At 64.3% G+C, this 26,579-nt stretch carries 27 protein-coding genes; 16 read left to right on the forward strand and 11 right to left on the reverse strand.

From position 1 onward, the window contains the following. Nucleotides 1-34 precede the first annotated feature (34 nt). A complete protein-coding gene (locus tag ACHMXK_RS22105; RefSeq protein WP_397442839.1) occupies nucleotides 35-1,321 on the reverse strand; it encodes a TolC family protein in 1,287 nt (428 codons plus the stop codon). A gap of 80 nt (nucleotides 1,322-1,401) precedes the next feature. Here ACHMXK_RS22105 and ACHMXK_RS22110 point away from each other — a divergent pair, with 80 nt between their 5' ends. The 3 genes from ACHMXK_RS22110 to ACHMXK_RS22120 are packed head-to-tail and all read left to right on the forward strand — an operon-like array spanning nucleotide 1,402 to nucleotide 4,988. Beyond that, nucleotides 1,402-2,100 (forward strand): response regulator transcription factor, encoded by a 699-nt coding sequence (locus ACHMXK_RS22110; RefSeq protein WP_397442840.1) that lies wholly within the window; start codon nucleotides 1,402-1,404, stop codon nucleotides 2,098-2,100. After that, on the forward strand, nucleotides 2,097-3,617 hold the full coding sequence (locus tag ACHMXK_RS22115) for a sensor histidine kinase (RefSeq protein ID WP_397442841.1): 1,521 nt from the start codon (nucleotides 2,097-2,099) through the stop codon (nucleotides 3,615-3,617). The genes ACHMXK_RS22110 and ACHMXK_RS22115 overlap by 4 nt, the downstream gene beginning before the upstream one ends. Nucleotides 3,618-3,668: 51 nt before the next feature. Beyond that, nucleotides 3,669-4,988, forward strand: a complete 1,320-nt coding sequence (locus tag ACHMXK_RS22120; protein ID WP_397442842.1) for a carbohydrate porin — start codon at nucleotides 3,669-3,671, stop codon at nucleotides 4,986-4,988. A 9-nt stretch (nucleotides 4,989-4,997) separates the two neighbouring features. On the opposite strand, the gene ACHMXK_RS22125 is transcribed toward ACHMXK_RS22120, so the two are convergent. Next, complete coding sequence (locus tag ACHMXK_RS22125) at nucleotides 4,998-6,104, reverse strand: alkene reductase (protein WP_397442843.1); 1,107 nt, start codon at nucleotides 6,102-6,104, stop codon at nucleotides 4,998-5,000. 166 nt (nucleotides 6,105-6,270) lie between these two features. Next, nucleotides 6,271-6,879: a glutathione transferase GstA gene (gstA, locus tag ACHMXK_RS22130; protein WP_397442844.1), complete on the reverse strand. Its 609-nt coding sequence runs from the start codon at nucleotides 6,877-6,879 to the stop codon at nucleotides 6,271-6,273. 136 nt (nucleotides 6,880-7,015) lie between these two features. Here gstA and ACHMXK_RS22135 point away from each other — a divergent pair, with 136 nt between their 5' ends. The 4 genes from ACHMXK_RS22135 (at nucleotide 7,016) to ACHMXK_RS22150 (ending at nucleotide 9,035) form a co-directional block, all read left to right on the forward strand. Further along, nucleotides 7,016-7,468 (forward strand): AsmA family protein, encoded by a 453-nt coding sequence (locus tag ACHMXK_RS22135; RefSeq protein ID WP_397442845.1) that lies wholly within the window; start codon nucleotides 7,016-7,018, stop codon nucleotides 7,466-7,468. Further along, on the forward strand, nucleotides 7,465-8,349 hold the full coding sequence (locus tag ACHMXK_RS22140; protein ID WP_397442846.1) for a hypothetical protein: 885 nt from the start codon (nucleotides 7,465-7,467) through the stop codon (nucleotides 8,347-8,349). The genes ACHMXK_RS22135 and ACHMXK_RS22140 overlap by 4 nt, the downstream gene beginning before the upstream one ends. A gap of 210 nt (nucleotides 8,350-8,559) precedes the next feature. After that, nucleotides 8,560-8,745, forward strand: a complete 186-nt coding sequence (locus ACHMXK_RS22145) for a DUF1328 domain-containing protein (RefSeq protein WP_318403965.1) — start codon at nucleotides 8,560-8,562, stop codon at nucleotides 8,743-8,745. A gap of 35 nt (nucleotides 8,746-8,780) precedes the next feature. Beyond that, nucleotides 8,781-9,035, forward strand: a complete 255-nt coding sequence (locus tag ACHMXK_RS22150) for a hypothetical protein (protein ID WP_397442847.1) — start codon at nucleotides 8,781-8,783, stop codon at nucleotides 9,033-9,035. Here ACHMXK_RS22150 and ACHMXK_RS22155 read toward each other — a convergent pair whose 3' ends face one another. The 3 genes from ACHMXK_RS22155 to ACHMXK_RS22165 form a co-directional block, all read right to left on the reverse strand. Beyond that, the gene (locus ACHMXK_RS22155) at nucleotides 9,036-9,926 is read right to left on the reverse strand and encodes a bile acid:sodium symporter family protein (RefSeq protein ID WP_397442848.1); all 891 of its coding nucleotides are present in this window, start codon (nucleotides 9,924-9,926) and stop codon (nucleotides 9,036-9,038) included. Beyond that, complete coding sequence (locus ACHMXK_RS22160; protein WP_397442849.1) at nucleotides 9,923-10,693, reverse strand: class II aldolase/adducin family protein; 771 nt, start codon at nucleotides 10,691-10,693, stop codon at nucleotides 9,923-9,925. The genes ACHMXK_RS22155 and ACHMXK_RS22160 overlap by 4 nt, the downstream gene beginning before the upstream one ends. Nucleotides 10,694-10,797: 104 nt before the next feature. Beyond that, nucleotides 10,798-11,772 (reverse strand): helix-turn-helix domain-containing protein, encoded by a 975-nt coding sequence (locus tag ACHMXK_RS22165; protein ID WP_397442850.1) that lies wholly within the window; start codon nucleotides 11,770-11,772, stop codon nucleotides 10,798-10,800. Between the two features lie 206 nt (nucleotides 11,773-11,978). Here ACHMXK_RS22165 and ACHMXK_RS22170 point away from each other — a divergent pair, with 206 nt between their 5' ends. The 6 genes from ACHMXK_RS22170 (at nucleotide 11,979) to ACHMXK_RS22195 (ending at nucleotide 18,136) form a co-directional block, all read left to right on the forward strand. After that, nucleotides 11,979-13,178: an amino acid ABC transporter substrate-binding protein gene (locus ACHMXK_RS22170; protein ID WP_397442851.1), complete on the forward strand. Its 1,200-nt coding sequence runs from the start codon at nucleotides 11,979-11,981 to the stop codon at nucleotides 13,176-13,178. A 110-nt stretch (nucleotides 13,179-13,288) separates the two neighbouring features. Next, entirely contained in the window at nucleotides 13,289-14,164 is an 876-nt protein-coding gene (locus ACHMXK_RS22175) for a branched-chain amino acid ABC transporter permease (RefSeq protein ID WP_397442852.1), read from the forward strand. An 8-nt stretch (nucleotides 14,165-14,172) separates the two neighbouring features. After that, nucleotides 14,173-15,153 (forward strand): branched-chain amino acid ABC transporter permease, encoded by a 981-nt coding sequence (locus ACHMXK_RS22180; protein WP_397442853.1) that lies wholly within the window; start codon nucleotides 14,173-14,175, stop codon nucleotides 15,151-15,153. Continuing rightward, entirely contained in the window at nucleotides 15,146-15,886 is a 741-nt protein-coding gene (locus ACHMXK_RS22185) for an ABC transporter ATP-binding protein (protein ID WP_397442854.1), read from the forward strand. Before ACHMXK_RS22180 ends, ACHMXK_RS22185 begins: the two co-directional genes overlap by 8 nt. Continuing rightward, nucleotides 15,883-16,653, forward strand: a complete 771-nt coding sequence (locus ACHMXK_RS22190; protein ID WP_397442855.1) for an ABC transporter ATP-binding protein — start codon at nucleotides 15,883-15,885, stop codon at nucleotides 16,651-16,653. Before ACHMXK_RS22185 ends, ACHMXK_RS22190 begins: the two co-directional genes overlap by 4 nt. A gap of 28 nt (nucleotides 16,654-16,681) precedes the next feature. After that, nucleotides 16,682-18,136: an aldehyde dehydrogenase gene (locus ACHMXK_RS22195; protein WP_397442856.1), complete on the forward strand. Its 1,455-nt coding sequence runs from the start codon at nucleotides 16,682-16,684 to the stop codon at nucleotides 18,134-18,136. A 15-nt stretch (nucleotides 18,137-18,151) separates the two neighbouring features. Here ACHMXK_RS22195 and ACHMXK_RS22200 read toward each other — a convergent pair whose 3' ends face one another. Further along, a complete protein-coding gene (locus tag ACHMXK_RS22200; protein WP_397442857.1) occupies nucleotides 18,152-19,426 on the reverse strand; it encodes an amidase in 1,275 nt (424 codons plus the stop codon). A 21-nt stretch (nucleotides 19,427-19,447) separates the two neighbouring features. Next, nucleotides 19,448-20,434: a Bug family tripartite tricarboxylate transporter substrate binding protein gene (locus ACHMXK_RS22205; protein ID WP_397442859.1), complete on the reverse strand. Its 987-nt coding sequence runs from the start codon at nucleotides 20,432-20,434 to the stop codon at nucleotides 19,448-19,450. Nucleotides 20,435-20,554: 120 nt separating this feature from the next. Here ACHMXK_RS22205 and ACHMXK_RS22210 point away from each other — a divergent pair, with 120 nt between their 5' ends. Beyond that, nucleotides 20,555-21,463, forward strand: a complete 909-nt coding sequence (locus ACHMXK_RS22210) for a LysR substrate-binding domain-containing protein (RefSeq protein ID WP_397442860.1) — start codon at nucleotides 20,555-20,557, stop codon at nucleotides 21,461-21,463. Between the two features lie 11 nt (nucleotides 21,464-21,474). On the opposite strand, the gene ACHMXK_RS22215 is transcribed toward ACHMXK_RS22210, so the two are convergent. The 3 genes from ACHMXK_RS22215 to ACHMXK_RS22225 form a co-directional block, all read right to left on the reverse strand. Beyond that, nucleotides 21,475-21,738, reverse strand: coding sequence for a YkgJ family cysteine cluster protein (locus tag ACHMXK_RS22215; protein WP_397442861.1), 264 nt, complete (start codon nucleotides 21,736-21,738; stop codon nucleotides 21,475-21,477). Nucleotides 21,739-21,847: 109 nt separating this feature from the next. Further along, nucleotides 21,848-22,798, reverse strand: coding sequence for a Bug family tripartite tricarboxylate transporter substrate binding protein (locus ACHMXK_RS22220; RefSeq protein ID WP_397443107.1), 951 nt, complete (start codon nucleotides 22,796-22,798; stop codon nucleotides 21,848-21,850). A gap of 163 nt (nucleotides 22,799-22,961) precedes the next feature. Further along, nucleotides 22,962-23,540 (reverse strand): NADPH-dependent FMN reductase, encoded by a 579-nt coding sequence (locus ACHMXK_RS22225; protein WP_397442862.1) that lies wholly within the window; start codon nucleotides 23,538-23,540, stop codon nucleotides 22,962-22,964. 327 nt (nucleotides 23,541-23,867) lie between these two features. Between ACHMXK_RS22225 and mnmG the strand changes: the two genes are divergently transcribed. Continuing rightward, on the forward strand, nucleotides 23,868-25,865 hold the full coding sequence (gene mnmG, locus ACHMXK_RS22230) for a tRNA uridine-5-carboxymethylaminomethyl(34) synthesis enzyme MnmG (RefSeq protein WP_397442863.1): 1,998 nt from the start codon (nucleotides 23,868-23,870) through the stop codon (nucleotides 25,863-25,865). Beyond that, nucleotides 25,865-26,524 carry a 16S rRNA (guanine(527)-N(7))-methyltransferase RsmG gene (gene rsmG, locus ACHMXK_RS22235; protein ID WP_397442864.1) on the forward strand — a complete coding sequence of 220 codons (660 nt, stop codon included), beginning with the start codon at nucleotides 25,865-25,867 and terminating at the stop codon, nucleotides 26,522-26,524. Before mnmG ends, rsmG begins: the two co-directional genes overlap by 1 nt. Nucleotides 26,525-26,579 lie beyond the last annotated feature (55 nt).

The raw sequence follows: 26,579 nt of genomic DNA on the forward strand, positions 1-26,579 counted from the left end.
CCGGTCCGGCGAGGCGTCGGGAAAGGGGTGAAAGTCAGGGCTGGCGCAGCTGCCAGGCCTGGGCCGCCTTGGCGTAGTCGGTGCGCGCGGCCAGCTCTTCGAGCAGGATGGAACGCAAGGTGCGGCGCGCGTCTATCAGGTCGGTCAGGGACAAGGCGCCCTTGTTGTAGGCCAGCTCGGCCATCTCCGCGACCTGGCGCGCGCGCGGCAGGATGGTGTTTTCGTAGCTGAGGGCGCGGGCGGCGGCGCTTTCGCGCTCCTGCTGCAGGCGTTGCAAGTCCGCGCTCGCTTCGCGCCGGGTTTTTTCCAGCAGATCCTGGGCCGCGTCGAGTTGCGCCAGCGCGCGGGCGATTTCGCCCTGGAAGTTGTAGCCGCCGAACAGGCCGTAGAGCGGCATTTGCAGGCGCAGCTCCAGCAGGCGGGTCGAGGTGCCGGGGTAATGGTCCAAGGAGCTGCCCACCGTGATGTCGGCCTTTTTTTGCGCCGAGGCGACGTCCAGCGCGGCCTGTGCGGCTTCGACCCGTTGCCGCGCGGCAATCACGTCGGCGCGGGCTTCGATGGCCGGGTACAGGGCAGCATTGCCGGGAAGCGCGTCCATGGCTTGCCGTGTCGGCCAGTCGGGCAGGGCCTGCAACACGCCGGGTCCGGTGAAACCGGTCAGTTGCGCCAAGGTCAGGGCCGCGCGCTGGCGGTCCAGCTGGGCGGTGCGCAGATCGGTGCTGGCACGCTGGGCCTCGATGTCGGTGCGTGCGGCATCCTGCGCGGCCAGGTCGCCGGCTTTCACGCGGCGTGCCGCCGTGGCGGCGATCTGTTGTGCGCTGCGCTCCAGGACGCTGACCTGCTCGATACGTTCCTGGGCCGACAAGAGGTCGAAAAAGGCGGCGCTGGCGGCCAGCTGTTGCAGCACCAGGGCATCCTCGACGTCGGACTGGGCGGCGGCGGCATTGCGCTGCGCGGCCCGGGTGCGCAACACCCGCTTGTCGCCGCGTTCCCAGGTCCAGTCCAGGCCGACGGATTTGTCGATGCGTTTTTGCGTCAGGATGTTGCCGCCGCCTATGCCGTTTTGCAGGTCCATCTGCGAGGCCTTGGCCGACAGGACCGGTGCCGGCGCATGGTCGGCCGCCGTGACGTCGGCCTGGGCGGCCGCCAGCGCGCGGCGCGCCAGCGAGATGTCGAGGTTGTTGCGCGCGGCTTGCAGCGCCTGCGCCAGGGACAGGCTGGACGTGGCGGGGGTAAGGGGGGCGGTCGCGGCGGCGTTTTGGGCCATGACCGGCAAGGCCACGGCCAAGCCGGCTGCGAAGATTAACTGTCGTATGCTCATGCGGTGTTTATCGCCTGCAGTGGCTGACCGGTGGCTGACCTGGTCACTGCGTAATTCTGCGTAGAAAGTGTCCCCAGTCCATGCGAATCCTCCTGGTTGAAGACGATGTCGTGCTCAGCGGCCTGATGCAGCGCAGCCTGTCCAGCGCGGGTCACCGGGTGGACATGGCCAGCACCCTGGACGAGGCGCGCCACTGGTGGCGGGTCCAGCCTTTTGACGCCGTGTTGCTGGACCTGAACCTGCCGGTGTCCACCCATGAACGCAGCGGCCTGGGCAATGGCCTGGTGGTGCTGCGCGAGGCGCGTGCGCGCGGCGACCGCACGCCGGTGCTGGTGCTGACGGCGCGTGACCGCACGCAGGAGCGGATTGACGGGCTGGATGCCGGGGCCGACGACTATTTGGGCAAACCCTTCGATCTGGCCGAGGTGGAGGCGCGCCTGCGCGCCCTGGTGCGCCGCGTCCACGGCACCGACGACCGGGTCAGCCTGGGCCTGCTGGTGCTGGAGCGCAAAACCCGCCGTTTTTTCCTGCAGGGCCAGCCCTGGGATCTGCCGGCCCGCGAATTCGAGGTGCTGTGGGAGCTGATGACACCGCCGGGTCGGGTGGTCAGCAAACGGGTGTTGTCCGCCAAACTGTCGGAAACCGACGGGGCGCTGGGTGACAACGCGCTGGAGGCCTTTATCTCGCGCCTGCGCAAAAAACTCGCGGGCAGTGGTGCCAGCATTCGCACCTTGCGCGGCCTGGGTTATGTGCTGGAAGAGGACACGGCCAGCACATGACACATCCGCCAGACGCCGATGAAGCGGCCGCCAGCGCCGGGCCGCCCCAAGCCAGGCCCGCCCCCTCGGAGGGCAGCGTCTTGCACGAAGTGAAAAGCGTGGGGGCCCTAAAACCCTCCTTGCGCAGCCGCTTGACCCGGCATGTGGTCTTGCCCCTGGTGTTGACCTGGGCGCTGGGCACGGCGGTGGCCTTGACGGTGGCCAATTATTTTGCCGGGCAGGCCTATGACCGTTCCTTGCTGGACGATGCCTATGCGATCGCGGCCAATGTGCGCAGCGGGCCTTCGGGGCCGGAACTGAACCTGACGCCGCGGGAAATCGCCAAGCTGCTGTTTGACCAGAGCGAGTCCATTTTTTTTGCGGTGTTGCGGCCCGATGGCGAGCTGGTGGCCGGCCATCCCGGCCTGCATGCCTTGCCGCTGTCGGAAACCTCGGCCCATGTGTTTGCCGATATCCGTTTTCAGAACCGTGAGTTGCGTGCCGCCACCTTGAATCGTGGCGACCCGGTCGAGTTCCAGGTGGTGGTGGCGCAAACCACCGCCAGCCGCAACAGCCTGTTGCACCGCATGCTGTTTTATGCCGTGGTGCCGCAGGTGCTGCTGCTGGTGTTTCTGGCCGGCTGGCTGCTGCGGGTGATCCAGCGCGACCTGCAGCCGCTGGCCGAATTGCAGAGCGCGGTGAACCGCCGCGATGCCCGCGACCTGACGCCGGTGCCGTCCTCCGTGACCCGCGGCGCCAGCACCCGCGATGTCGAACACCTGGGCCTGGCCGTGAATTCCATGCTGGCACGGCTGGACCAGAGCATAGGCGCGCAGCGCGAATTCGCCGGCAACGTGGCCCACGAGCTGCGCACCCCGATGGCCGGCATACGCGCCCAGGCCAGCTACGCCCTGTCTCACGCGGACCCGCTGGTCTGGCGCGAGCAGCTGCAAGGCATCGCCGAAGGCGAGGCCAGGGCCAGCCACCTGATTGACCAGCTGCTGGCGCTGGCGCTGGCCGACGAGGCGCGCGCCGGTCTGCGGCTGGAAACCGTCGCACTGAACGAGGTGGCGCGCAACGTGTTGCTGCGTTTTTTGCCCAAGGCCGATGCCACCGGGGTGGACCTGGGTGGCGAGGGCCTGGACGACCGTGTGATGGTGCAGGCCGATGTGGCGCTGCTCGAAGGCATTCTCGGCAACCTGCTCGACAATGCCTTGCGTTACGGCGTCGCCGAGCACCCGCGTGTGACGGTGACGGTGGGGCAGCACGATGGTGCGGTCGTGTTGGCGGTGACCGACAACGGCCCGGGCATGAGCGAGCCGGACACCGCGCAGTTGCGCAAGCGCTGGACCATGGGGGCGGCCGGCCAGCGGCTGGGAGCGGGCGCCGGCCTGGGGCTGGCCATTGTCAGCCGTTATGCGGAGTTGCTGGGTGCCCACTTCAGCCTGGAGGTGGTGGACGGTGAACCGGGGCTGCGTGCCAGCGTGACGTTTGTGTTGGGGGCCGCAGATGGGGGGCCTGTCATCGTTCCGACATAAAGAGCGGGCTACACTCCCCTGTTTTTCCTGCGCGAATCCAGGTCATGCCCCATGAAGCGGTTTTTTCTCCCTTTGACTCTTTGCCTGGCGGCCTGGTTGCCCCTGGCTGCGGCGGCGCAGGACGCGCCTGAGCCGGAACGCGCAAGCGCCAAGTTCCAGGCCACCTACCTCTGGCAGAGCAAACCCGGATTCCCGGCCGCTTATTCAGGCGTCAACAGCCTGTCGCCGCTGCCGGAAAAAAGTTATTCCTTCACGTCCACGGCTTACCTGGGCCTGCGTCTGGCGCCGGACACCGAGCTGTATTTCAACCCCGAACTGGTGCAGGGCGTGCCCATGTCACGCCTGACCGGCCTGGGCGGCTTGACCAATGCCGAACTGCAAAAGACCGCGGGCAGCAACCCGACCTTGTACCGTGCCCGGCTGTTTGTGCGCAAGACCTGGGGCCTGGGCGGCGAGCGCGAGGCCGTGGCCTCCGACTTCAACCAGCTGGCGGGTTTGCGCGACAAGGACCGCGTGGTGCTGACGGCCGGCAATCTGGCGGTCAGCGATATTTTTGATGCCAACGCCTATGCCCATGACCCGCGCACGCAGTTCATGAACTGGTCTTTCCTGACCCATGGGGCCTATGATTTTGCGGCGGATTCGCGCGGTTATTCCTGGGGCGCGGCGCTGGAGTATTACCGCGGCGACTGGGTCATACGCGCCGGGCGTTTCATGCAGCCCAAAGAGTCCAACGGCCTGGCGCTGGACCATGCCTTGCAGAGGCATTACGGCGACCAGTATGAGCTGGAAAAAGCCTACAGCCTGGCCGGTCGGCCGGGCACGGTGAAGCTGCTGTATTTCCGCAACCGCGCCATCATGGGCGGTTTTTCCGACGCGCTGGCCCAGGCGGCAGGCGGCGTGCCCGAGATCGCCCCGGTGCGCAAGCTGCGTGTCAAGCAGGGTTGGGGCATCAACCTGGAGCAGTCGCTGAGCGACAACGTGGGCATGTTTGCGCGGCTGGGCCGCAGCGATGGCGAGTCGGAGACCTATGCTTTTGCCGAAATTGACCACTCGTTGTCGCTGGGCGTGGCGATCAAGGGCGCAAGCTGGGGCCGCGCGAAAGACACCCTGGGGCTGGCTTATGCGCGCAATGGCCTGTCGGCATCGCACCAGGCCTTTCTGGCGGCGGGCGGCAGCGGCTTTTTTGTTGGCGATGGCCGGCTGAACTACCGGCCGGAAGCCATTGTGGAGGGTTATTACAGCCTGGCGCTGGATGTTTTGAAAAACAGTGCGATCAGCCTGGGCCTGCAATACATACGCAACCCGGCCTACAACGCGGACCGCGGACCGGTCAGGGTCCTGTCGGTCCGCTTGCATACCGAGTTTTAAGGGCAGTCCTCAGGCCGCCAGGGCCGGGTAGTCGGTGTAACCCTTGGCGCCGCCGCCGTAAAACGTCATTTTGTCGGGCGTGTTGAGCGGCGCATTGTGGCGCAGGCGCGCTACCAGATCCGGGTTGGCGATGTAGGGTTTGCCAAAGGCGACGATATCGGCGCCCTCGGCCACGGCTTGTTCCGCCAGTGCTTTGTCATACCCGTTGTTGACCATCCAGGCGCCCTGGCCGCCGGCCGCGCGGTAAGCGGCTTTCAGGGCCGCGTAGTCAAACGGCCGATCATCCAGCTCACGTGGGCCGCCGGTGGCGCCTTCGATGATGTGGACATAGGCCAGGTCCAGCGTCGCCAGCTGTTTCACGAGGTAGTCGAACAGCGGCTGCGGGTCGGCGTCGTAAGCGTCGTTGGCCGGCGTGACCGGTGACAGGCGAATGCCGGTGCGGCCACCACCGATGGCGGCCGTGATGGCACGTGTCACCTCGAGCAGCAGGCGGGCGCGGTTTTCTATGCTGCCGCCGTAGTTGTCCTCGCGCTGGTTGGAGCCGCGTTTGAGAAACTGGTCCAGCAGGTAGCCGTTGGCGCCATGGATTTCGACACCGTCAAAACCAGCGGCGTTGACCGCAGCGCGCGCCGCGACTTCGTAGCTGTGCACGATGCCGGGCAACTCGTCGGCCGCCAGGGCACGCGGCGCGGAGGTGTCGACAAAGGTTGGCACACCGTCCCGGATCAACACGGTTTTGGTGTTGGCGGTGATGGCCGAAGGCGCGACCGGCTGGCCGCCGCCCGGCTGCAAATCGGTGTGTGAGACACGGCCCACATGCCAGAGCTGCACCACAATTTTCCCGTCCTGGGCATGCACCGCGTCCGTGACCTGTTTCCAGCCGGCGAGTTGTGCGGGCGCGTACAGGCCGGGCACGTCGGAATAACCCTGGCCCTGGTGGCTGATGGCGGTGGCTTCCGTGATCAACAGGCCGGCGCTGGCGCGCTGGGCGTAATACTCGGCCATCAGCGCGGTGGGGATGGCATCGGGCGCACGGTTGCGCGTGAGCGGCGCCAGGGCAATGCGGTTGGCCAGCTGCAGCTCACCGGCCTGGACGGGGTCGAACAAAGAGGGCATGGGGTGGGAATCCGGAAAGTGAAAACAAGCTGCAGTGTGGGCCGATATGAATGGGCCGTGTGCAACACGGGCTGCTGGATTCGTGTTAGTTGCAGGCGCAGGCGTTGCACCTGCGGCCCAAGACAGATCCGGGACGCAGCGTGAAGCCGCGCCACGGAGTCTGAATTTACCCCAGCAAACCTTCATGTTTCATCGCCAATTGCACCGCCGGACGCGCGGCCATGCGTTCGCGGAAAGCCGCGATGTTGGCAAAGCCGGTGATGTCCACGCCGACACGGGGTGCCCAGTTGGTCACGGTGAAGAGATAGGGGTCGGCCACGCTGAAGGCATCCCCCATCAAATACTGTTTGCCGGCCAGTTGCTGGTCCACCCATTTCAGGCGCGACAGCACTTTGTCGATGACCATGGTTTTGTATTCCGCGGGTGTGGCCGGGTTGAACAGCGGGCTGAAACCCTTGTGGACTTCGGTGCTGATGAAGTTGAGCCAGGCCTGCAACTGGGCCCGTGCGACGGTGCCGTTGGCTGGCGCCAGTTTTTTGGCGGGCACCTGGTCGGCGATGTATTGCACGATGGCCGGGCCTTCGGTGATGCGGGTGCCGTCGTCTAGCTCCAGCAGGGGCACATAACCGAGGGGGTTGATCGTGTAGTAGTCGGTGCCGTCTTCGAGCTGGTGGGTTTTGGTGGGCGCCAGCAGATGTTCAAAGGCCAGGCCCGACTCGTGCAGGGTGATGTGGGGTGACAGGGAACAGGCGCCGGGGGAGTAATAAAGCTTCATGGGAGTCCTTGAAAGAAAGATGAGGTGGCACAGGTTGGCGTTGATACCTGTCCGTGGGCCACCCCGCATGCTAGCGCGTGCCGGCTTTTCCTGCAGCGGAGCGTCGGGGGGCGGGCGAACTCGCCACAATACGGTCATGGCAAGATTTTTCAAATGGCTGTTGCTGCTGAGCCTGGCCGTGTTGCTGCTGCTGGGCGCCGTGGCGCTGGCGTTGCAGCACTGGGTCGGCAGCGACAACTTTCGGCAAGACATGGCGCGAGAGGCCTCGGCGGCACTCGGCCTGCCGGTGCAGCTGGGCGGTATCGAGCTTGCGTTGTGGCCGCTGCCGGCGGTGGCGGTGCGCGACATCCGCGTGGCGAGCCAACCGGCCTTGACCCTGGCCCGGGTCGAAGTGCGGCCGGGCTGGACCGCTTTGTTGAGCGGCCGACTGGAGATTGCCACGCTGGTCTTGCGCCAGGCCGTGTTGCCGCAGCAGGCGGTTGATGCGATTTTGTTGTCGCTACAAAAAAGAAGCTATCCACGCCCGCTGCATCTGGGACAGAGGCCGAAAAGGCTCGCAAAAATAAGGCAAGCGGCGAGGCCGCGGTGAGCGACTGGTTGCCGCGGCGCACGCTGCTGGAGGGCGTGCGCTGGGTCAGCCTCAAAGGTATCAGCACCACCTTGGACGCCGAGCTACGCCTGGGGGCCGACAGTTTGCCCGACGAGGCCACACTGAAGGTGGTGCAAGGGCATTTGACCGGGCTGCAGGCCAGGCTGCAGCGTGAAGAGGCCGGCCAGTGGGGCTTGCGTGTCACGGTGGGCGGCGGCACGGTGGCGGGCCGGATTGGCCTGCAGCAGCAGCCGGCCCAGGGCGGCCCCTTGCTGGTGGTGCGGGGCCAGCTGGAAACGCGTGGTGTGGAGGTGGCGGCTCTGACAGCACCGAACAAACCGCTGAGTGGCCGGCTCGAGGCCTCAACCACGCTGAACGCGAAGGCGGCCACCACCGGCGGCCTGGTGGACGCCTTGCAGACCCAGACACGTTTCACCGTGAAGGATGCGGTGGTGCATGGTTTGGATCTGGTCAAGGCGGTGCAGACCGTGGGCCTGAACCGCGGCGGGCAGACCCGGCTGGACACCTTGGCCGGCCAGGTTCATTCGCAGGGCCGTGCGCTGCAACTGAGCAACCTGGTGGCCAGCTCGGGCGCACTGAGTGCCACCGGCAACGTGGCGGTGTCGCCGGCCAAAACACTGAGCGGACGGATCAGCGTGAACCTGGCCGGCGACAGCAAGCTGGGCCAAACCCTGGGCGGTGCGGTGGGTGTGCCGCTGATGGTGAGCGGCACGCTGGACGCGCCCGAAGTCACGCTGACACGCGGTGCGCTACTGGGCGCGGCGATAGGCACGGCGGTGATGCCGGGCGCGGGCACGGGTGCCGGTTTGCAGCTGGGGGACAGGTTGGGGCAGGGTCTGAAAAAACTCTTCGGCAAATAGGGTCTTGTTTCCTTTTCATCAGATAAAGCCGGCGCTGGCCCTCATTGGACGGACGCAAGCAGCTATGAATATCAGAGCGAATGCGGGCAGGCCCGGTCTTGTCCTACAGGGGCTGGGGCCGGCTGCTTAGCTGGTGGCATCTAGCTGCCGCCTACCATGGACTTCATCCATCGCGCGCACGCGGCGCGACTGTTCTTCTGGAGAGAAACCATGTTGAAGTACGCGATTATTTTCGGGATTATTTCCCTGATCGCCGGGGCCTTGGGCTTTGGCGGTATTGCCGCCGGCTCGGCCGGTATTGCCAAAATTTTGTTCGGCCTGTTCCTGATCCTGGCCGTGGTGTTTGTTGTGCTGGCGGCCCTGGGTGTGGGTGCGGTGAAAAAGGCCCTCAAATAGATGCCGCTTTTTTTCCTGCAGAAACCGGTGTTGTCATGTCCGGCGTAAAGGGGCGCACGCCCGAGAGCAAACCACAAGAGGTCGCGCGGCGCGACGAGGTGCAGCGCGCCAGTATTGCCGAGTTGTTGCTGGTGGCACGCCTGCGTGCACGCAACCGGCGCGATCTGGCGGTGGACACGCTGGAGCGTGCGGCCCAGGTTTTGTGGGTGACCTGCAAAAACTGGTTCACCCGCAGCAGCCGCAAGCCTAGCGACCAGGACGATTCGTCCGGCCCCAACCGCGAGGCTTGACTAGGTGCGTGCGGTGACGGTGGCCGCGGCCGGCTTGCCGCTGCGCCGCAACACCAACAAGCCGAACAAGGTTGCCGTGAGGTACATGCTGACCGAATAAATCGCGGCCGGCAACGCGAGCTGGAAGTTGTCCAGTACCGCCAGCGCGACAAAAATCGCCAGGGTCGAGTTGTGGATGCCGATTTCGTAACTGATGGCCGTAGACATGGGTTTGTCCAGACCGGCCACGCGCGAGAGGTAATAACCGGCCAGCAGGCTGATCAGGTTGAAGGCCACCACGGCCGGACCCAGGCTTGCAAAACTGCTGCTCAGCGCCTGCCATTCCTTGAGCAAGGCGCCTATGGCCACCACGGCCAACACCACGGCGCTGAAAATTTTCATGGGTTTTTCGCAGCGGGCGGCAAAACCAGGCTTCAGGGTGCGCACCCACATGCCGATGAAAACCGGAATCAGCACCACGGCAATCACTTCCACCACCTTGCCGGTTTGCAGCGGCACGACCTGGCCGGTTTTGGCAAAGGTGCTGATGGCCCAGTTGCTGATCAGCGGCAGGGTGACGATGGACAAGACGGTGTTGATGGCGGTCAGCGAAATATTCATGGCCACATTGCCGCCGAACAAATGGCTGAACAAATTCGCCGAGATGCCGCCTGGCGAGGCGGCCAGCAGCATCAATCCGACGGCGAACAACGGTGGTACTTTCAGCGCAACAATCAGCCCGTAACAGGCCAGCGGCAACACCACAATTTGCAGCAGCAAGGCCACGACCACGGCCTTGGGGTGTTTGAACAGGCGTGTGAAGTCCTGCGTGCTCAGCGACAGGCCCAGACCCAACATCACCAGGGCCAGCGCAGCCACCAGCAACTGGGTGACGAGCGGCGAGCCGCTCATGTTGCGTAGCTGCTGTCGAGGCGGTCCAGCTTGCGGATCAACGAGGGCCAGACAAAAGCACCGCCCAGGCCGCCGGTCTGCACGCGCATGGCTTCGGCCACGCCTTTGACAATGAGCGGGTTCACCTCGGTGAGTTCACCACCGGCCTGTGCGTCGATCTGGATGCGGCAGGTGTTTTCAAAGGTGTACATGCTGAGAAATGCATCGGCAACGGTTTTGCCGACCACCAGCAGGCCATGGTTGCGCAACATCAAAAAGTTGGCACTGCCCAGATCGGCTTGCAGGCGTGGTTTTTCATCGTCGCGGAAAGCCACACCTTCGTAGGCGTGGTAGGCCAGCGAGCCCAGCACAAACGTCGATTGCTGGCTGATGGGCAGGATACCGGCCTTCTGCGCGCTGACGGCGACACCGGCGCGGGTGTGGGTGTGCAAGACACAGCCGGCGTCGGCGCGGGCCTCATGCACGGCGCTGTGGATCACAAACCCGGCCGGGTTGACCGGGAAGGGCGACTCAATCACCTTGTTGCACAACTCGTCGACCTTGACCAGGCTGGACGCGGTGATCTCGTCAAACATCAGGCCATAAGGGTTGATCAGGAAATGGTGCTTGCCCGCGCCGGTAACCGACTCGGGCAGCTTGGCGCTGATGTGGGTGAACACCAGGTCGCTCCAGCCGTAAAGCGCCGCCAGCCGGTAACAGGCGGCGAGCTCGCAGCGCAACTGCCATTCTTCAGCACTGACAACTTCTTTGAGGGAGGGGATGTGCATGGCGGGTCTCCTGGTGTGGACGGAATGAATCATCTGTTGCTATCAATAAAAGAGCTATTGGCGTCTGTGGGTATTGGGCTAGAGGCCTATTTGATATTTGAACCTCAATGCGGGAGCAAACCCGCCGCGTTTTGGTGTGCGGCCTGGCGCAACTCGCTGGGGCTGTGTCCGGTGTGGCCGCGAAACACGCGGCTGAAGTGCGAGAGGTTGTTAAAGCCCCAAGACAAGGCGATGTCGGTGATGGCGCGGGCTTGTGGGCCGGTGCGTTGCAACTCGCGGCTGCAGGCCTGCAGGCGCAGGCGCAGGATGTAGCTGGCCAGGGTGTCGTCTTCGTCGCTGAAGGCGTTGTGCAAATGGCGCTTGCTGCAGTTGAGCGCCTGCGCAATTTGCTCGATCGACAAGGCCGGGTCGCGCAGGTTGACGCTGACGTAGGCACGTATGCGGTCTTTCAGCGCCTCGCGCTGGGTCACGGCCGTGCCCTGGCCGGCCAGTTCGATCAGCGAGAGCCGCACCAGTTGTGCAATCAACTCGCCCGCACCCTGGGCGGCGGCCGCGCTCATATTCGGCAGTTCCTGGTAGGTGCTGCGCATGGTGGCCAGCGCCACACGCGAGATGCCGCTGGCGCCACCGACATGGCGCGCCATCAAGCTGTGCAAGGGCAGGCCGCGTTCGGCGATCTGGGCCTTGGGCAACATCACGATCAGGTGTTCGACACGGTCGGGGTTGTCGACGGCGTAACAACCGGTGGTGTCGTAAATGGTCCAGCCGCCGGGGCTGACCCAGGCCTGGCGCCCCATTTGTTCGACACCGGCGCGGCCCTGCATGGGCGCGACAATTTTCAGGTAACCGGCGTCGCTGGCACGCACCATGTCGGCGGTGCGCACCACGCGGTGGCGGTTGGCTTCGAGCTTGGTCAGGATCACCTCACCGGCGCGGCCCGAAGCCATGTGGCCATCGAAGTCGGTGTCGCCGTAAAGGTCGGACTGCAGGCCACCAAAGTGTTTCCATATCCATTCGCGCCACACCGGCGCACGCTCGCGCGGGCTGACGTTATCGGTGGATACCTCTGTGGCGGTCATGCATGTCTCCGGTTGGGGGGCTCAGAGCCCATGGAAAGATTATGGGCGCTGGGCCCGCTGGCGGCGCGTCGTGGGGACAAGGGTTAACCCCAGCGGGCATGCGCTGCTGGACTAGCGCTTTGTGCACGCTCAGCAAAGCGGCCAGATCGACCTTTGCCTACCATCCCTTTTTCCGCAGCCCGCCGGGCGCGTACACAGGAGACACCATGGTCCAGCCATCCAAACGTCATTTGCTCAAAGGCGCTGCCGCCGCCCTGGGCGCCGCTGCTTTTGCCCCGCAACTGTGGGCCCAGGCCAAACCGGTGCGTATCGGTTATGCCATGTCCCGCACCGGCCCGTGGACCGGTGGTGCGCAGGTCAGCCAGGAGCCCAACTATTTGCTCTGGGCCGAACAAGTCAACGCGGCGGGCGGCCTGGATGTCAAGGGTGTCAAACGCCCTATCGAGCTGATCAGTTCGGACGACCGCAGCGACATCGAAACCTGCGTGCGCTCTTATGAAAAACTCATGGGCAGCGACAAGGTCGATCTGATCCTGCCGCCCTGGGGCAGCAATGCCAACTTCGCGATTGCGCCGCTGGCCAATCGTTTTGGTTATCCGCTGATGGCGCCCACGGCCTTGTCGCGCAAGCTGATCGACATGAACCTGCCGTTTTTCTTTTCCATCCTGCAGCAGCCCGACCGCATGATGGGCGCGCTGGTCGACATGCTGGTGGCCAACGGCGCCAAAACCGTCGCCATTGTCTACATGGACGACTTGTTCGGCCTGGAGAATTTTGCGGCGCTGAACAATGCGCTGAAGAAAACCAGCATCCAGGTGGTCGAGCGCAAGAGTTACCCACTGGGCGTGAAGGATTTGTCGCCGGTACTGCGTGGTATCAAGGGCCTGAACCCGGATGCCTTCATCGGCATCACCTACCCGCCCGACACCATTCTGGCGAGCAAGCAGGCGAAAGAGATTGGTTTCAATCCGAAGTTTTTCTACGCCTCGGTCGGCACGGCTTTCCAGCTCTACAAAAACGTCATGACACCGGCCGGCGCCGAAGGGGTGATCGGCATGGGGTCGTGGAACAGCAAGACCAGCCCGGGCGCCAAGGCTTATTTCGATGCCCACACCAAAAAGTTTGGCGGCAAGGAACCCGATCGTTGGGCCAGCGGCCACTGCTGGGCCGGCCTGGAAGTCCTGCAGGCGGCTGTCGCCAAGGTGGGTCTGGACCGCAAGGCCATGCGTGACTACATCGCGGCCAACACCCACAAGACCATCATCGGCGACGTCAAGTTCACCGGCAGTGAAAACACCGCCGTGCCGGGCACTGTGAGCCAGTGGCAAAACGGCGAGTTCGAAGTGGTCTGGCCGACAAACCTGGCCACAGCCAAACTCAACCCGAACAAGTCCGCCTGGAAATAAACCGCCAGACCTGCCACCCTCACCGTTCAGGCTGAGGCTACCGACGCCGCTGTCAGCAGCGCTTCGGCAGTCTCGCTGCGAACGGGTTTTTTGCGACCTCATGTCTTCCCATGTCATTTACTTCCTGGCTTGAACTGCTGGCCTCCGGTCTGATCACCGGCGGCATTTACGCATTGGTCGCGCTCGGGCTGAATCTGCAGTACGGCCTGATGCGCATCCTGAACATCGCCCATGGCGAGTTCCTGATGCTGGGCGCCTACCTGACCTGGATGGCCCAGACCTCGTTAGGCCTGTCACCGCTGTTGATGGTGCCGGTCTCCTTCCTGATCCTGATGGCGCTGGGCCTGGTGATACACAAGCTGTGTTTCAGGCGCCTGACCGCCACCTCGCCGAACCTGGACATCTTCGAGGCGCGTGGCCTGATGGTGGCGTTTGGCCTGATGTTTCTGGTGCAGAACTTTGCCTCCTTCATGTGGGGCGGCGACCTGCGCGGTTACGACTACCTGACCGATCCGGTGAAGTTTGGCGAGGCCCAGTTTGCCGGCAACAAGCTGCTGGTGTTTGGCCTGGCCCTGGTGTTCAGTGGCGCGCTGATTGTGCTGCTGCGTTACACCTTGCTGGGCAAAGGTGTGCGTGCGTTGATGCAGTCACCGACCGGTGCGCAACTGGTCGGCATAGACACCCAGCGCCTGCACCCGCTGATGTTCGGCATTGGCCTGGGCCTGTCGGGTGTGGCCGGTTGCCTGCTGTCCATGGCTTACACCATCACGCCGTCCATGGGTGAGCCCTACACCGTGACCGCGCTGATTGTGATCACCCTGGGCGGCTTCGGCAGCATGAGCGGCGCCTTGGCCGGTGGCCTGTTGCTGGGAGTGATCGAGGCCTTGGGCATGCATTTCACCAACCCCTCGCTGAAAGCCTTGTTGTCTTACAGCGTGTTTATCGCCGTGTTGCTCTTGCGCCCTCGCGGCCTGTTTGCGAAATAAAAAGAAAAATGAAAGATAAACAAATCCTGGTTCGCGACCTGCTGCTTCTGCTGGCTTTTGCCGGCTGGGCGCTGGCGCTGCCGCATTACGGCAGCGAGTTTGTTGTGTCGATGGTGTTGACCTGCCTGATGTATGTGGCCCTGTCGTCGAGCTGGGGCCTGTTCTGCGGCAACACCCGTTACCTCTCGCTGGCAACCTCGGCTTTTTTCGGCATAGGCGCGTACACCAGTGCCGTGGCGCTGGAGAGTCTGCCCTGGCTGGCGGCCATCGCCCTGGGTGCCGGCCTGGCCAGCGTGGTGGCCGTGGTCATGGGTGCGGCCGTGCTGCATTTGCGCGGCACTTACTTTGCCGTGTTGACCTTTGGCATGACCGAGTTGATACGCCATGCGGTCACCTATTTTGAAAAAGCCGTGACCGGCACCGTGGGCCGGGTGTTGACGGTGGTGCCCGACCGCGACACGATTTACCTGACGGTGCTGGGTCTGGCCGTACTCGCGGTCTTGGTGTCCATCGTCGTGCGGCGCAGCCGCTTCGGCCTGGCGCTGATGGGCATAGGCGCCGACGAACAACGTGCGCAAACCTTGGGCGTGAACACACGCCTGATCAAGATCGCCGGTTTTGCCATGACGGCGGCTTTTGCCGGTGCCGTGGGTGCGGCCATGGCCGTGCGCTGGACCTACATCGATCCACACACCGTGTTCAATCCCTTCATCGGTTTCCAGACCGTGTTGATTGCGCTGATAGGCGGCGCGGTCACGCTTTGGGGGCCGCTGATTGCCGCCGTGGTGTTCAGCGTGTTGGCCGAGACCTTGCGCCTGCAGGCACCGCAGGTCTACATGATGTCGCTGGGCCTGTTGCTGATCCTGAGTGTGCTCTACCTGCCGGGCGGCCTGGCCTCGCTGCGTGGCAGCACCTTCACGGCCTGGTGGCAGGACAGCCGCGGCTGGCTGCGTGGCCTGGGTGCCAACAAGGGGCGCGACCATGGCTGAAATGTTGTTGCAAGCCCGTGAGGTCACGGTGCGTTTTGGCGGCCTGACGGCGGTTGACGGCGTGAGCGCCACCTTTCATGCCGGCGAGCTGGTCGGTATCATCGGCCCCAACGGTGCCGGCAAGACCACTTTTTTCAATGCGATTTCGGGCGTAACCGCGCCGACCTCGGGCCAGTTGCTGGCGGGCGGGCGCGAACTGAGTGGCCAAGGCCCGCACCGTTATGCGGCGGCAGGCATTGCGCGCACCTTCCAGACACCGCGTGTGTTTCCCGAGATGACGGTGACGGCCAACATTGACTTCGGTCTGCAGTTCGCTGGCCGGCAGCGCCAGGGCGCGCGGCAACTGCGTGACGCCGCCAGCATTCTGGCGCTGATTGGCCTGAGCGCGCAGGCCGCGCTGCCGGCGGGCGACATCACCCCCTCGCAGCAACGCCTGCTGGAAATCGGCATGGCGCTGGCGACACGCCCGCGTCTATTGCTGCTCGATGAAGTGGCGGCCGGTCTGACGGAAGTGGAGGTCGAAAACATGGCCTTGTTGATCAAACGTATGCGCGACGAACTGGGCTTGAGCGTGGTCTGGATCGAACACGCGGTCACCACCTTGTTGCGCCACGTGGAACGTGTGATCGTGTTGCACCAGGGCCGAAAAATTGCCGATGGCACGCCGCAGGAGGTGGTGCGTGACACCGAGGTGATTGAAGCTTATTTGGGCGATGAAATGGCGACAGCATGATGTGGTTTGCTCCTCCTTTTGTTCTGGGCGCGCAAAACCAGGGTGCCCATCTCCAGGTGTCAGGCCTGAGTGCCGGTTACGGCGCTTTCCTGGTGTTGCGTGATTTGCAGCTGGAGATCAAACCCGGCCTGACCGTGATCCTCGGCCCCAATGGCGCCGGCAAAACCACTTTGTTGCGGGCGCTGGCCGGGCTGATTCCACGTGGTGGCGAGGTCATGCTGAACGGCCAGGCCTTGCCCACCAAAACCAACGAAATTGTGCAAAGCGGCATGGCCCTGGTGGCCGAGGGCCGGCAGTTGTTTCCGCAGATGACGGTGACGGAAAACCTGGAGCTGGGCGGCTGGCTGGTGGCCCGCGCCGAACGGGCCCGGCGTCTCGAACAAGCGTTTACCGATTTCCCGAAATTGCGCGAACGCGCGCAACAACTGGCCGGCACCATGAGTGGCGGCGAGCAACAAATGGTGGCCGTGGCCCGCGCCATGATGAGTGCGCCGCGCCTGCTGATGCTGGACGAACCTTCCTTAGGCCTGGCGCCACGCATGGTGGACGAGTTGCTGGCGATCACACGCCGCATCGCCGACGCCGGCACCACCGTCTTGATGGTCGAGCAAAACGTCAAGAAGGCGCTGGCCGTGGCCGACCGCGGCTACGTGCTGGAACGCGGCACCTTGGTGGCCAGCGGGCCGGCCGCGCTGCTGGCGCGTTCGACGGTGATACGCGAAGCCTATCTCGGTGCCGGCGCGGCCGCACCGGCCAACCCGGTTTGAATTTTTCCTTGTTTGATGGAGTACCCGAATGTCTGACCTGACCATGTTGATCAACGGCCTCAAAGTAAGCGCCGAGAAAGGCGCGACCTTTGAGCGCCGCAACCCGCTAGACAACAGTGTCGCCACCCGTGCGCCGGCTTGTTCGCCGGCCGATGCGCTGATGGCGGTGGAGGCCGCGGCCGAAGCCTTCAAGTCCTGGAGCCAGACCGGCCCCAGCGCGCGCCGTGCGCTGCTGCTCAAGGCCGCCGATGCGCTCGAAGCCAAGGCGCCGCAGTTTATTGAGGCCGTGGCCGCCGAGACTGGCGCCTCGGGTATGTGGGCCGGCTTCAACGTGATGCTGGCCGCTGGCATGTTGCGCGAAGCCGCTTCGCTGACCACACAAATCAGCGGCGAGGTGATTCCCTCGGACGTGCCCGGCAGTCTGGCCATGGGTGTGCGCCAGCCCGCCGGTGTGGTGTTGGGTATTGCACCGTGGAACGCGCCCGTGATCCTCGGCGTGCGCGCGATTGCGACGCCACTGGCCTGCGGCAACACGGTGATTTTCAAAGGTTCGGAAAACTGCCCGCACACGCATCAACTGATCGTCGAGTCCTTCCTGGATGCGGGTTTTCCGCCTGGCGTGGTGAACTACATCACCAATGCGCCTGAAGATGCGGCCGTGGTGGTGGACACCATCGTCGCGCACCCGGCGGTGCGGCGTGTCAACTTCACGGGTTCGACCCGGGTCGGCAAAATCATCGCGATGACCTGCGCCCGTTACTTGAAGCCCGTGGTGCTGGAACTGGGCGGCAAGGCGCCGCTGGTGATCCTGGACGACGCCAACATCGACGATGCCGTCAACGGTGCGGCCTTTGGCAGTTTTGCCAACAGCGGCCAGATCTGTATGTCCACCGAACGCATCATCGTGGACCAAAAAATCGCCGACGAATTTGTCAAACGTTTCACCGCCAAGGCCAAGGCTTTGCCGCTGGGCGACCCACGCAAACCCGAGCCGGTGGTGTTGGGTTCGGTGGTGGGCATGAGCACGGTCACCCATTGCAATGCGCTGATCGACGATGCGCTGGCCAAAGGCGCCAAACTCATGTGTGGCGGCAAGTCCGACACCACCTTGATGCCGGCCACGGTACTGGATCATGTCACGCCGGCGATGAAGATTTACCACGAAGAAACCTTTGGCCCGGTCAAATGTGTGGTGCGTGTGAGTGGTGTGGAAGAGGCCGTGGCCTGCGCCAACGACAACGAATACGGCTTGTCGTCGGCGGTGTTTGGCGCTGACGTGGCGCGGGCCTTCACGGTGGCGCAGCGGATTGATTCGGGCATCTGCCACGTCAACGGCCCGACCGTACACGACGAGGCGCAAATGCCTTTTGGCGGCGTCAAGGGCAGCGGCATGGGCCGTTTTGGCGGCAAGGCCGGCGTGGCCGAGTTCACCGAGTTACGCTGGATCACGATCCAGACCACGCCGCGTCACTACCCCTTCTGAACCTCTGCAGGCGGCCTAGCGGGCCGCGGCGACCCGGCTGAGGAAGGCCGCGACGGCCAGCAGCCTTTCGTCGTCGCCATAAGCGCCTATGGCTTGCACGCCCAGCGGCAGTCCCGCCGGTCCTTGGGTCACGGGCAGGGAGATGCACGGCAGATGCAGCAGACTCCAGAGGGCGCCAAAACGCGGCGAGCCGGAGTCTGCAAGCCCGACGTCCGCCTCACCCTCCGCGGGCGGGTAGAGCAGCGCGTCCACGTCCGCAAAGAGGGCCTGGACCTTGACGCGGGCCAGGGCCGCGCGACGCCGCATGTCCAGGTAGTCCTGGGGCGTGATACCGAGGCCGCCGTCCAGGCGTTTGTGCAAGCGCTCACTGAACTGGCTGCTGTTGTTCGCCCGTTCGCAGGCCAGGGACTGACGCGCTTCGAACGCGAATAGCCGTGCTTGCAGGTCGACCAGATCTTCGATGTCCGCCGGCAGGGTGATGCGCTGTACGCTGGCGCCCTGACGTTGTGCGTCGGCCGCCAGTTGCTCGATGGCCTGCGTCATTTCAGGGCGGGCATGCGCCCATTGACGCGACTCGCAAACGGCCAGGCGCGGCCGGATGTCGGTTTGGCTCGTGATGCGGGCGCCGTGCAAGCCGAAGCTGAAGAAGGCGGCATCGGCCACGGTTCGGGTCAGCAGGCCTATCGTGTCCTGCATCGGGCTCAGCGGCTTGAGGCCGGCCACGCCGATGAAGCCGAAGGTCGGTTTGTAGCCAACGACGCCGCAGTAGGACGCGGGCCGCACGATGGAGGCCGTGGTCTGGGTGCCGAAAGCGACCGGCACCATGAAGTCGGCCACGGCAGCGGCCGACCCGCTGGACGATCCGCCGGGCGTGTGGCCCAGGTTCAGGGGATTGCGCGTTTTGCTTGGGCTCTGGGTGGCGAATTCGCTGGTGGCGACCTTGCCCAGCACCACGGCCCCGCGCTCACGCGCAATGGCCACACAGGCAGCGTCAATACGCGGGCGGTGGCCGGTATAAATCGGCGAACCGTAGGCCGTGGGGTAGTCTGCCGTATCGATCACGTCCTTGACCGCGAACGGAATGCCGCGAAGCGAGGCCGCGGCAGAGCGGTCGGCCAGCCGGGCATGGTGCAGTGCGGTATCCACATCGAAGGCCGTGAAAGCGAGCACGGCGTCGTTGCGTTCCGCGATGCGGTCCAGGCAGGCCCGCACGAGCGCTTCGCTGGTGAGCGTGCCGGCCTCTAACGCGCGCGCAGCGTCCAGTGCACTGAAATGGTTGGCGGGGGTCATCGGGTGAATGTTCCTTGTGGTTTATTGCAGCGTGATGCCGGTGTCGCGGATGATCTTGGCCCAGCGATCGTGTTCCTTCTTCACAAAGGCGGCGAACTCTTCGGGAGAATTTCCCACCGGCTCGGCACCTTGGGCCAGCAGCTGTTCCTTGACCTTGGGGTCCTTGAGAATATGAACGACCTCGGCATTGAGGCGCTGCAGGATGGGCTTGGGAACGGCGGCCGGGGCGAACAGCCCGAACCAGCCTTCCACCTCGTAGCCTGGCACCCCCGCTTGTGCGATGGTCGGCACCTCGGGCAGCAAGGGTGAACGGCGTGGTGAGGTGACGCCCAGCGCCGTGAGCTTGCCCGCGCGAATGTGTTGCAGGCACAGCGGCAGATTGCAGAACATCGCGCTGACGCGTCCGCCCATCACATCGGTGACAGGCGCACTGCCGCCTTTGTAGGGAATGTGCAGCAGGTCAGGCGTCTGGGTCATCACCTTGAACAACTCGCCCGCGAGGTGCATGCTGCCACCCGCGCCGCTGGAGGCGAAGCTGTACTTCTCCGTGCGGGCGGCCTGGATGAAATCCTTGACCGTTCGCGCGGGCACCTGTGGCCCGACCACCAGGACGTTGGGCACGGATGCCACATTGGTGATGGGTGCGAAATCGCGCAGCGGGTTGAAACGCAGATTTTTGTGCAGGCTGGGGTTGATGGCGTTGGTGCTGGCCGCGCCCATCATCAAGGTGTAGCCGTCCGGTGCCGCTGCTGCCACATAGGCGGCGCCGATGTTGCCGTCGGCGCCGGCCTTGTTGTCCACCACGACGGGCTGGCCCAGAGCCTCGCCCAGGCGCTGCGCCACGATGCGTGCCAGCAGGTCGGTCACGCTTCCGGCCGCAAAAGGAACGACCAGCTGTATCGGCTTGCTGGGGTAGGGCGCCGCGGTCTGGGCCAGCGCGGTGCCGGCGCTGGCGAAAACACAGAGGGCACCGCCCACAAGCATGCGGCGAAGGAGTTGCAGTTCCATATCGGGGCTCCAGAAATAAAAGAAGGGCGGCGCTGAGGCCGGTGAGTTGCTCAGAATAGGCGCCCCTTATTGATATGTCTAATATAAAATTTGCTGCATATTGATTTGAATAACGACCTAATGTCTTTGCTCTCACGTTCGCTCAAGGCTTTTATCGTGGTTGCCGAAGAACTGCATTTCGGCCGGGCGGCCAGGCGCCTGTACATCAGCCAGCCACCACTGAGCCAGCAAATACGGCAGTTGGAGGAGGAGGTCGGGGCGCAACTGCTGACGCGCACCACACGCGCTGTGCAACTGACGCCGGCCGGCAAACTGATGCTGGAGCGTGCGCGCCAGATGCTGGCGGAAGCCGATGCCGCGGTGAAGGCGGTGCAGCGTGTGGCCCGTGGCGAAGCGGGCAGCCTGACGCTGGGTTTCACACACAGCTCGGTGTACCGCGTGTTGCCGCAGGCACTCATTGCCTACCGCGCGCGTTACCCTGACGTGACGCTGGACTTGAAGCAGCTGACCTCGGACCTGCTGATCGAGGGCGTCCATTCCGGGCGCATTGACGTCGCCTTGTTACGGCTTTCCGCTTCCATGATGGCGCCGGACTTTGAGGTGTCTGTGGTGGCGCGCGATCCGATGCTGCTGCTGTTGCCGGCCGGCCATCCGCTGGCGGCGCTGGAGGTGGTGCCTGTGCAAGCCTTGCACGGTCTGCCCTTCATCACGTATGACCCCGTAGGCGCACGTTACTTCCACGAACTGGTCGAGAGCATTTTTGCGGCGGGCGGGGTGCGGCCACAAGTCACACACACCAGCATCCTGCCCACGCTGCTGGCGCTGGTGGAGGCCAGAATGGGCGCGGCCCTGGTGCCGGCGCCGGTGGTGCCCCTGCACGAAGGTTCGCTGGTTGCCCGGCCGCTGTCGGGCGTGGGTGAGGCGGCGTTGGCGACCCTGTGTTGTGTCTGGCGGCGCGACAATGCCAACCCGGCCGTACGCGCCTTCGCCGATACCCTGCCCGGCCATGGGCTGGGCACTTCCGCGTAAACCTGAGAGCCTCAGGCGGCGCCGGGCTGTGTCTGCCGTTCCAGCAGGCTGAGAAAACGCATGGCCTGGAGGCTGGAATCGCCGCACATGTCCGCCGAGGGCTTCAGCTGGCCACAGACGGCAGGCCGCTCGGGTCGGCCGAAAATGCGGCACTGGTTGGCCTCGTCCAGCTGCACGCAGCGCACCCCGGCCGGCTTGCCATGGGGCATGCCGGGAATGGGCGAGCTGATGGAGGGGGCGATGCAGCAGGCGCCGCAGCCGGGTCGGCAATTCATGGGTGGCGATTCGCTATCAAAACAGGAGCTGATTGCGCCCGTGTGGATTGGGCGAAAGCCCTATTTGATCATCAAATCGCCAGGCTCGGGCGTGTGGGGGCTTGTCGGCTTAATCCGGTTTGATTTTGGCGCGGTCGGCGACCAGCTTCCAGCGCGCCTGCTCGGTCTTGATGAAGGCGGCGTATTGCGCCGGCGTGTCGCCCACGGGCTGGGCCGTGTCGCCGCGTAACCGTTCGGTGGCCAGCGGGTTGCGCATGGCTTTGGCGCAGGCCTCGGCAATCCGGTCGATGGCGGCTTGTGGCATGTTGGCCGGGGCATTCAGGCCGTACCACTGGGTCATTTCGAAACCGGGGTAACCGCTTTCGGCCACGGTTGGCACATCGGGCAGTTGCGGCAGGCGCTCCTTGGTGCCGGTGGCGATACAGCGCAGCTTGCCCGACTTGATATGCGCCAGGATGGCCGGTGCGCCCACGCTGGCGGCGTCCAGGCGGCCCGCCAGCAGGTCGGTGAGTTGTGGGCCGGTGCCGCGGTAGGGCACATGCAGCACAAAGGTGTTGGTCACCATCTTCAGGTATTCAAAGGCCAGGTGGCCGGCGCTGCCGTTGCCGGCCGAGCCGTAGTTGAGCTGGCCCGGTTTGGCCTTGGCCAGGGCGACAAATTCCTTGAGGTTGTGGACCGGCAGGTTGGCGTTGACCACGTAGAGGCTGGGCACCTTGGCCAGCAGCGAGATCGGTTTGAAGTCGCGGTTGGTGTCAAACGGCAGCTTGTCGAAAATATAGGGGTTGACCGCAAAGGTGCCGATGTGGCCCAGGATCATGGTGTGGCCGTCGGTCGAGGCGGCGCATTCCTGCATGGCGATGTTGCCGCTGGCACCGGGCTTGTTTTCCACATACACGGTCTGGCCCAGGCTTTTGCCGATTTCATTGGCGGCTGAACGCGCCACGATTTCAGAGCTGCCGCCGGGCGCAAAAGGCACGAGCAGGCGGATCGGCTTGCTGGGCCAGTTGCCCTGTGCGTGGGCCGTGCTGAGCAGGCCGGGAAAGGCCGAGACGGCCGCCAGGGGTGCTACCGGCCTTGAGGCCGAATTGAAGGGCGCTGCGGCGCGTTTTGAGGTCTTGCATGGGTGGTCTCCCAGTTGTTATCGTGGGGCCCAATATAGGCCCGCCCGTGAGACCCCGGCCTACGTGGTTCCGCTAATGCGGGCGTCCCCATGTGTCAGCTCGTCAGCCGGCCAGCCGGCTGCTGGCAAACAGCACCTGGTCAATCACCGCCTGCACATTTTTCAGGTGGGCTTCGCTCTGCAGCTTGCCGTCGGCATCAAAGGCCTCACCGGCGTGGCCCAGCGCAAAGGCCTTGGGGGCAACCCAGCATTGCGCATTGAGCAGCAGCGGCACCAGGTGGCTTTGTGAGCGCAGGCCGCCCAGGCCGCCGGGCGAGGCGCTGAGCACCCCCACGACCTTGCCGCGAAAGGACTTGAAGCCTTCCTGCCAGGCCGGGTCGCTCTTGACCGGGCTGGAGACCCAGTCGATGGTGTTTTTGAGCAGGGCGGTGTAGCTGCCGTTGTATTCGGGTGAACAGATGATCCAGGCCGGGTGCTCAAACATGATTTGTTTGAGCCGGATCACGTCAGCCGGCGTGCCTTGGGCTTCGAGGTCGGCGTTGTACATGGGGATGTCGAAGTCGGCCAGTTCAAGGTGGGTGACCTCGGCGCCGCTGGCCCGCGCCAGCGTGGCGGTGGTTTGCGCGAGCTTACGGTTGTAGGAGTTTTGGCGGGTGCTGCCAGCGAAGATGAGGAGTTTCATGCCCGCTATTGTGGCGCGGCCGCCGCCCTTGGGTTGGGCTTCAAACGTTTCAGGCCTCCCGCCCATGCTCGACAAGCGCCATCAGCTATTAAATCCATAGCAAATCAGCGGCCAGCCATCGGGGCCAGACGGGCAAGGCATAAGCCGTGGCGCAGCACAAAACAGGGCCCGCCTGATAAAATGCCTTTTTGGGTCCTGCGTGGCAGGCCTGGCGTTTTGTGGCGCCGGCCGCAGCAGGTATGACCGGCCCGGGTCATTCACCCAAATCGGGCAGCTCCATGGCGTACAGGCATCTGGCCTGAAGGCCGCTTTATTGAAGGAGGCGTGATGCACTCGCCTTATATTTATCCGCAAGAATTTGACGTGATCGTGGTCGGTGGCGGCCATGCCGGGACCGAGGCCGCGCTGGCTGCCGCCCGCATGGGCTGCAAGACCCTGCTGCTGACGCACAACATCGAGACCCTGGGCCAGATGAGCTGCAACCCCTCGATAGGCGGTATCGGCAAGGGCCACCTGGTGAAAGAGGTGGACGCCATGGGCGGCGCGATGGCGCTGGCCACCGACGAGGGCGGCATCCAGTTTCGCATCCTGAACAGCTCCAAGGGCCCGGCCGTGCGCGCCACGCGGGCCCAGGCCGACCGCATTTTGTACAAGGCGGCGATACGCCGCATGATCGAGAACCAGCCGAATCTGTGGCTGTTCCAGCAGGCGGTCGATGACCTGATGGTCGAAGGCGACCGCGTGGTCGGTGCCGTGACCCAGGTCGGCATCAAGTTCCGTTCGCGGACTGTGGTGTTGACGGCCGGGACCTTTCTGGACGGCAAGATCCATGTCGGCCTGAACAACTACGCGGCGGGCCGGGCAGGGGACCCGCCGGCGGTGTCGCTGAGCGCACGCCTGAAAGAACTCAAGCTGCCGCAGGGCCGGCTGAAAACCGGCACACCGCCACGGATTGACGGCCGCAGCATAGATTTCAGCAAATGCACGGAACAGCCGGGTGACGGCATGCCGGGCGGCATCGCCGGGCCAGTGCCGGTGTTCAGCTTCATGGGCGGGCAGATCGCCCACCCCCAGCAGGTGTCGTGCTGGATCACGCATACCAATGAACGCACCCACGACATCATTCGCTCCGGCTTTGACCGCAGCCCCATGTTCACCGGCAAAATCGACGGTGTGGGTCCGCGTTATTGCCCCAGCGTGGAAGACAAGATCAACCGTTTTGCCGACAAGGACAGCCACCAGATTTTCCTGGAGCCCGAAGGCCTGAGCACGCATGAGGTTTACCCCAACGGCATCTCGACCAGCCTGCCGTTTGACATCCAGTACGAGCTGGTGCGCTCCATGGTGGGCATGGAAAACGCCCACATCCTGCGGCCTGGCTACGCCATCGAATACGACTACTTCGACCCGCGTGCGCTGAAAACCAGCTTTGAGACCCGCGCCATTGGCGGCCTGTTCTTCGCCGGCCAGATCAACGGCACGACAGGTTACGAAGAGGCGGCAGCCCAGGGCATGTTTGCCGGCATCAATGCCGCGCTGCAGTGCCAGGGCAAGGAGGCCTGGCTGCCCAAGCGCGACGAGGCCTACCTGGGCGTGCTGGTGGATGACCTGATCACCAAGGGTGTGACCGAGCCTTACCGCATGTTCACCAGCCGGGCCGAGTTCCGCCTGATGCTGCGCGAAGACAATGCCGACATGCGCCTGACCGAAAAGGGCAGGGCGCTGGGCCTGGTCGATGACGCGCGCTGGGATGCTTTCAACCGCAAACGCGATGCTGTTTCACGTGAAACAGAACGCCTGCGCGCCATCTGGGTGAATCCGCGCAGCCTGCCGGTGGCCGAGGCCGAACGGGTGTTGGGCAAGGCGATTGAACACGAATACAACCTGCTGGACCTGCTGCGGCGCCCGGATGTGAACTACGCGGCACTGATGTCGCTGAACGAAGGCAAGTACCTCAACCCCGAACTGGCGCCGGCTGTTTCACGTGAAACATCGGCCGTCGCCGACATGGCGCGCAGCGTGATCGAGCAGATTGAAATTGCCGTCAAATACGCCGGCTACATCGACCTGCAGAAAACCGAGGTGGAGCGTGCTTCCCATTACGAGAACCTCAAACTCCCGGCCGACCTGGACTACCTGCAGGTCTCGGCCCTGAGTTTCGAGGCAAGGCAAACCCTGGCCAAACACCGGCCGGAAACCTTGGGCATGGCTTCGCGTATCTCCGGTATCACGCCAGCCACGGTGTCGCTGCTGCTGGTACACCTGAAGAAAAACCTCTGGAAAAACACGACACCCCTGACTGCCACCGCGCAGGTCGACGCCTGATGTCGGGCGCGGAACAGGATTTGCGCGCGGGCCTGAAAGCGCTGCAGCTGGAGTTGAACGACCAGCAGGTGGGCCAGTTGCTGGACTACCAGGCGCTGATCGGCAAATGGACCAAGGTCTACAACCTGACGGCGGTGCGCGACCCGGCGGAAATGATGACCCATCATCTGCTGGACAGCCTGGCAGCCATCGTGCCTTTGCAGCGTCATCTGCAACAAGCCGGGCTGGGGCAGGGCAGCCGTTTACTGGACGTGGGTTCGGGCGCCGGCTTGCCGGGCGTGGTGATCGCCATCTGTTGTCCGGCGGTGGCCGTGACCTGTGTGGACACAGTGGCCAAAAAAGCCGCGTTTATCAAACAAGCCGTCTTGGCGCTGAAGCTGCCGAACCTGACCGGCCTGCACGCCCGGGTGGAAAACGTGGCCCAGCCCTTTGACGTGATTTGTTCGCGGGCCTTTGCCTCGCTGGTCGATTTCACGCAGTGGTCAGCCGGGGCGCTGGCGCCTGCCGGGGTCTGGCTGGCCATGAAAGGCAAACACCCGGCCGATGAAATCACCGCCCTGGCGCCTGGCGTCGAGGTGTTTCACGTGGAACAACTGCAGGTGCCCGGCCTGGCGGCCGAGCGCTGCATCGTCTGGTTGCGGCCCAAAACCACGGTTTGAGACGGCCGGGCCGCGTTGAAGTGGCCCGGCAAGCGTTGATATTGTTGAATCGCCT

Origin of the sequence: Polaromonas sp. UC242_47 (genome assembly GCF_044452385.1) — a bacterium.
Lineage (GTDB): Bacteria > Pseudomonadota > Gammaproteobacteria > Burkholderiales > Burkholderiaceae_C > Polaromonas.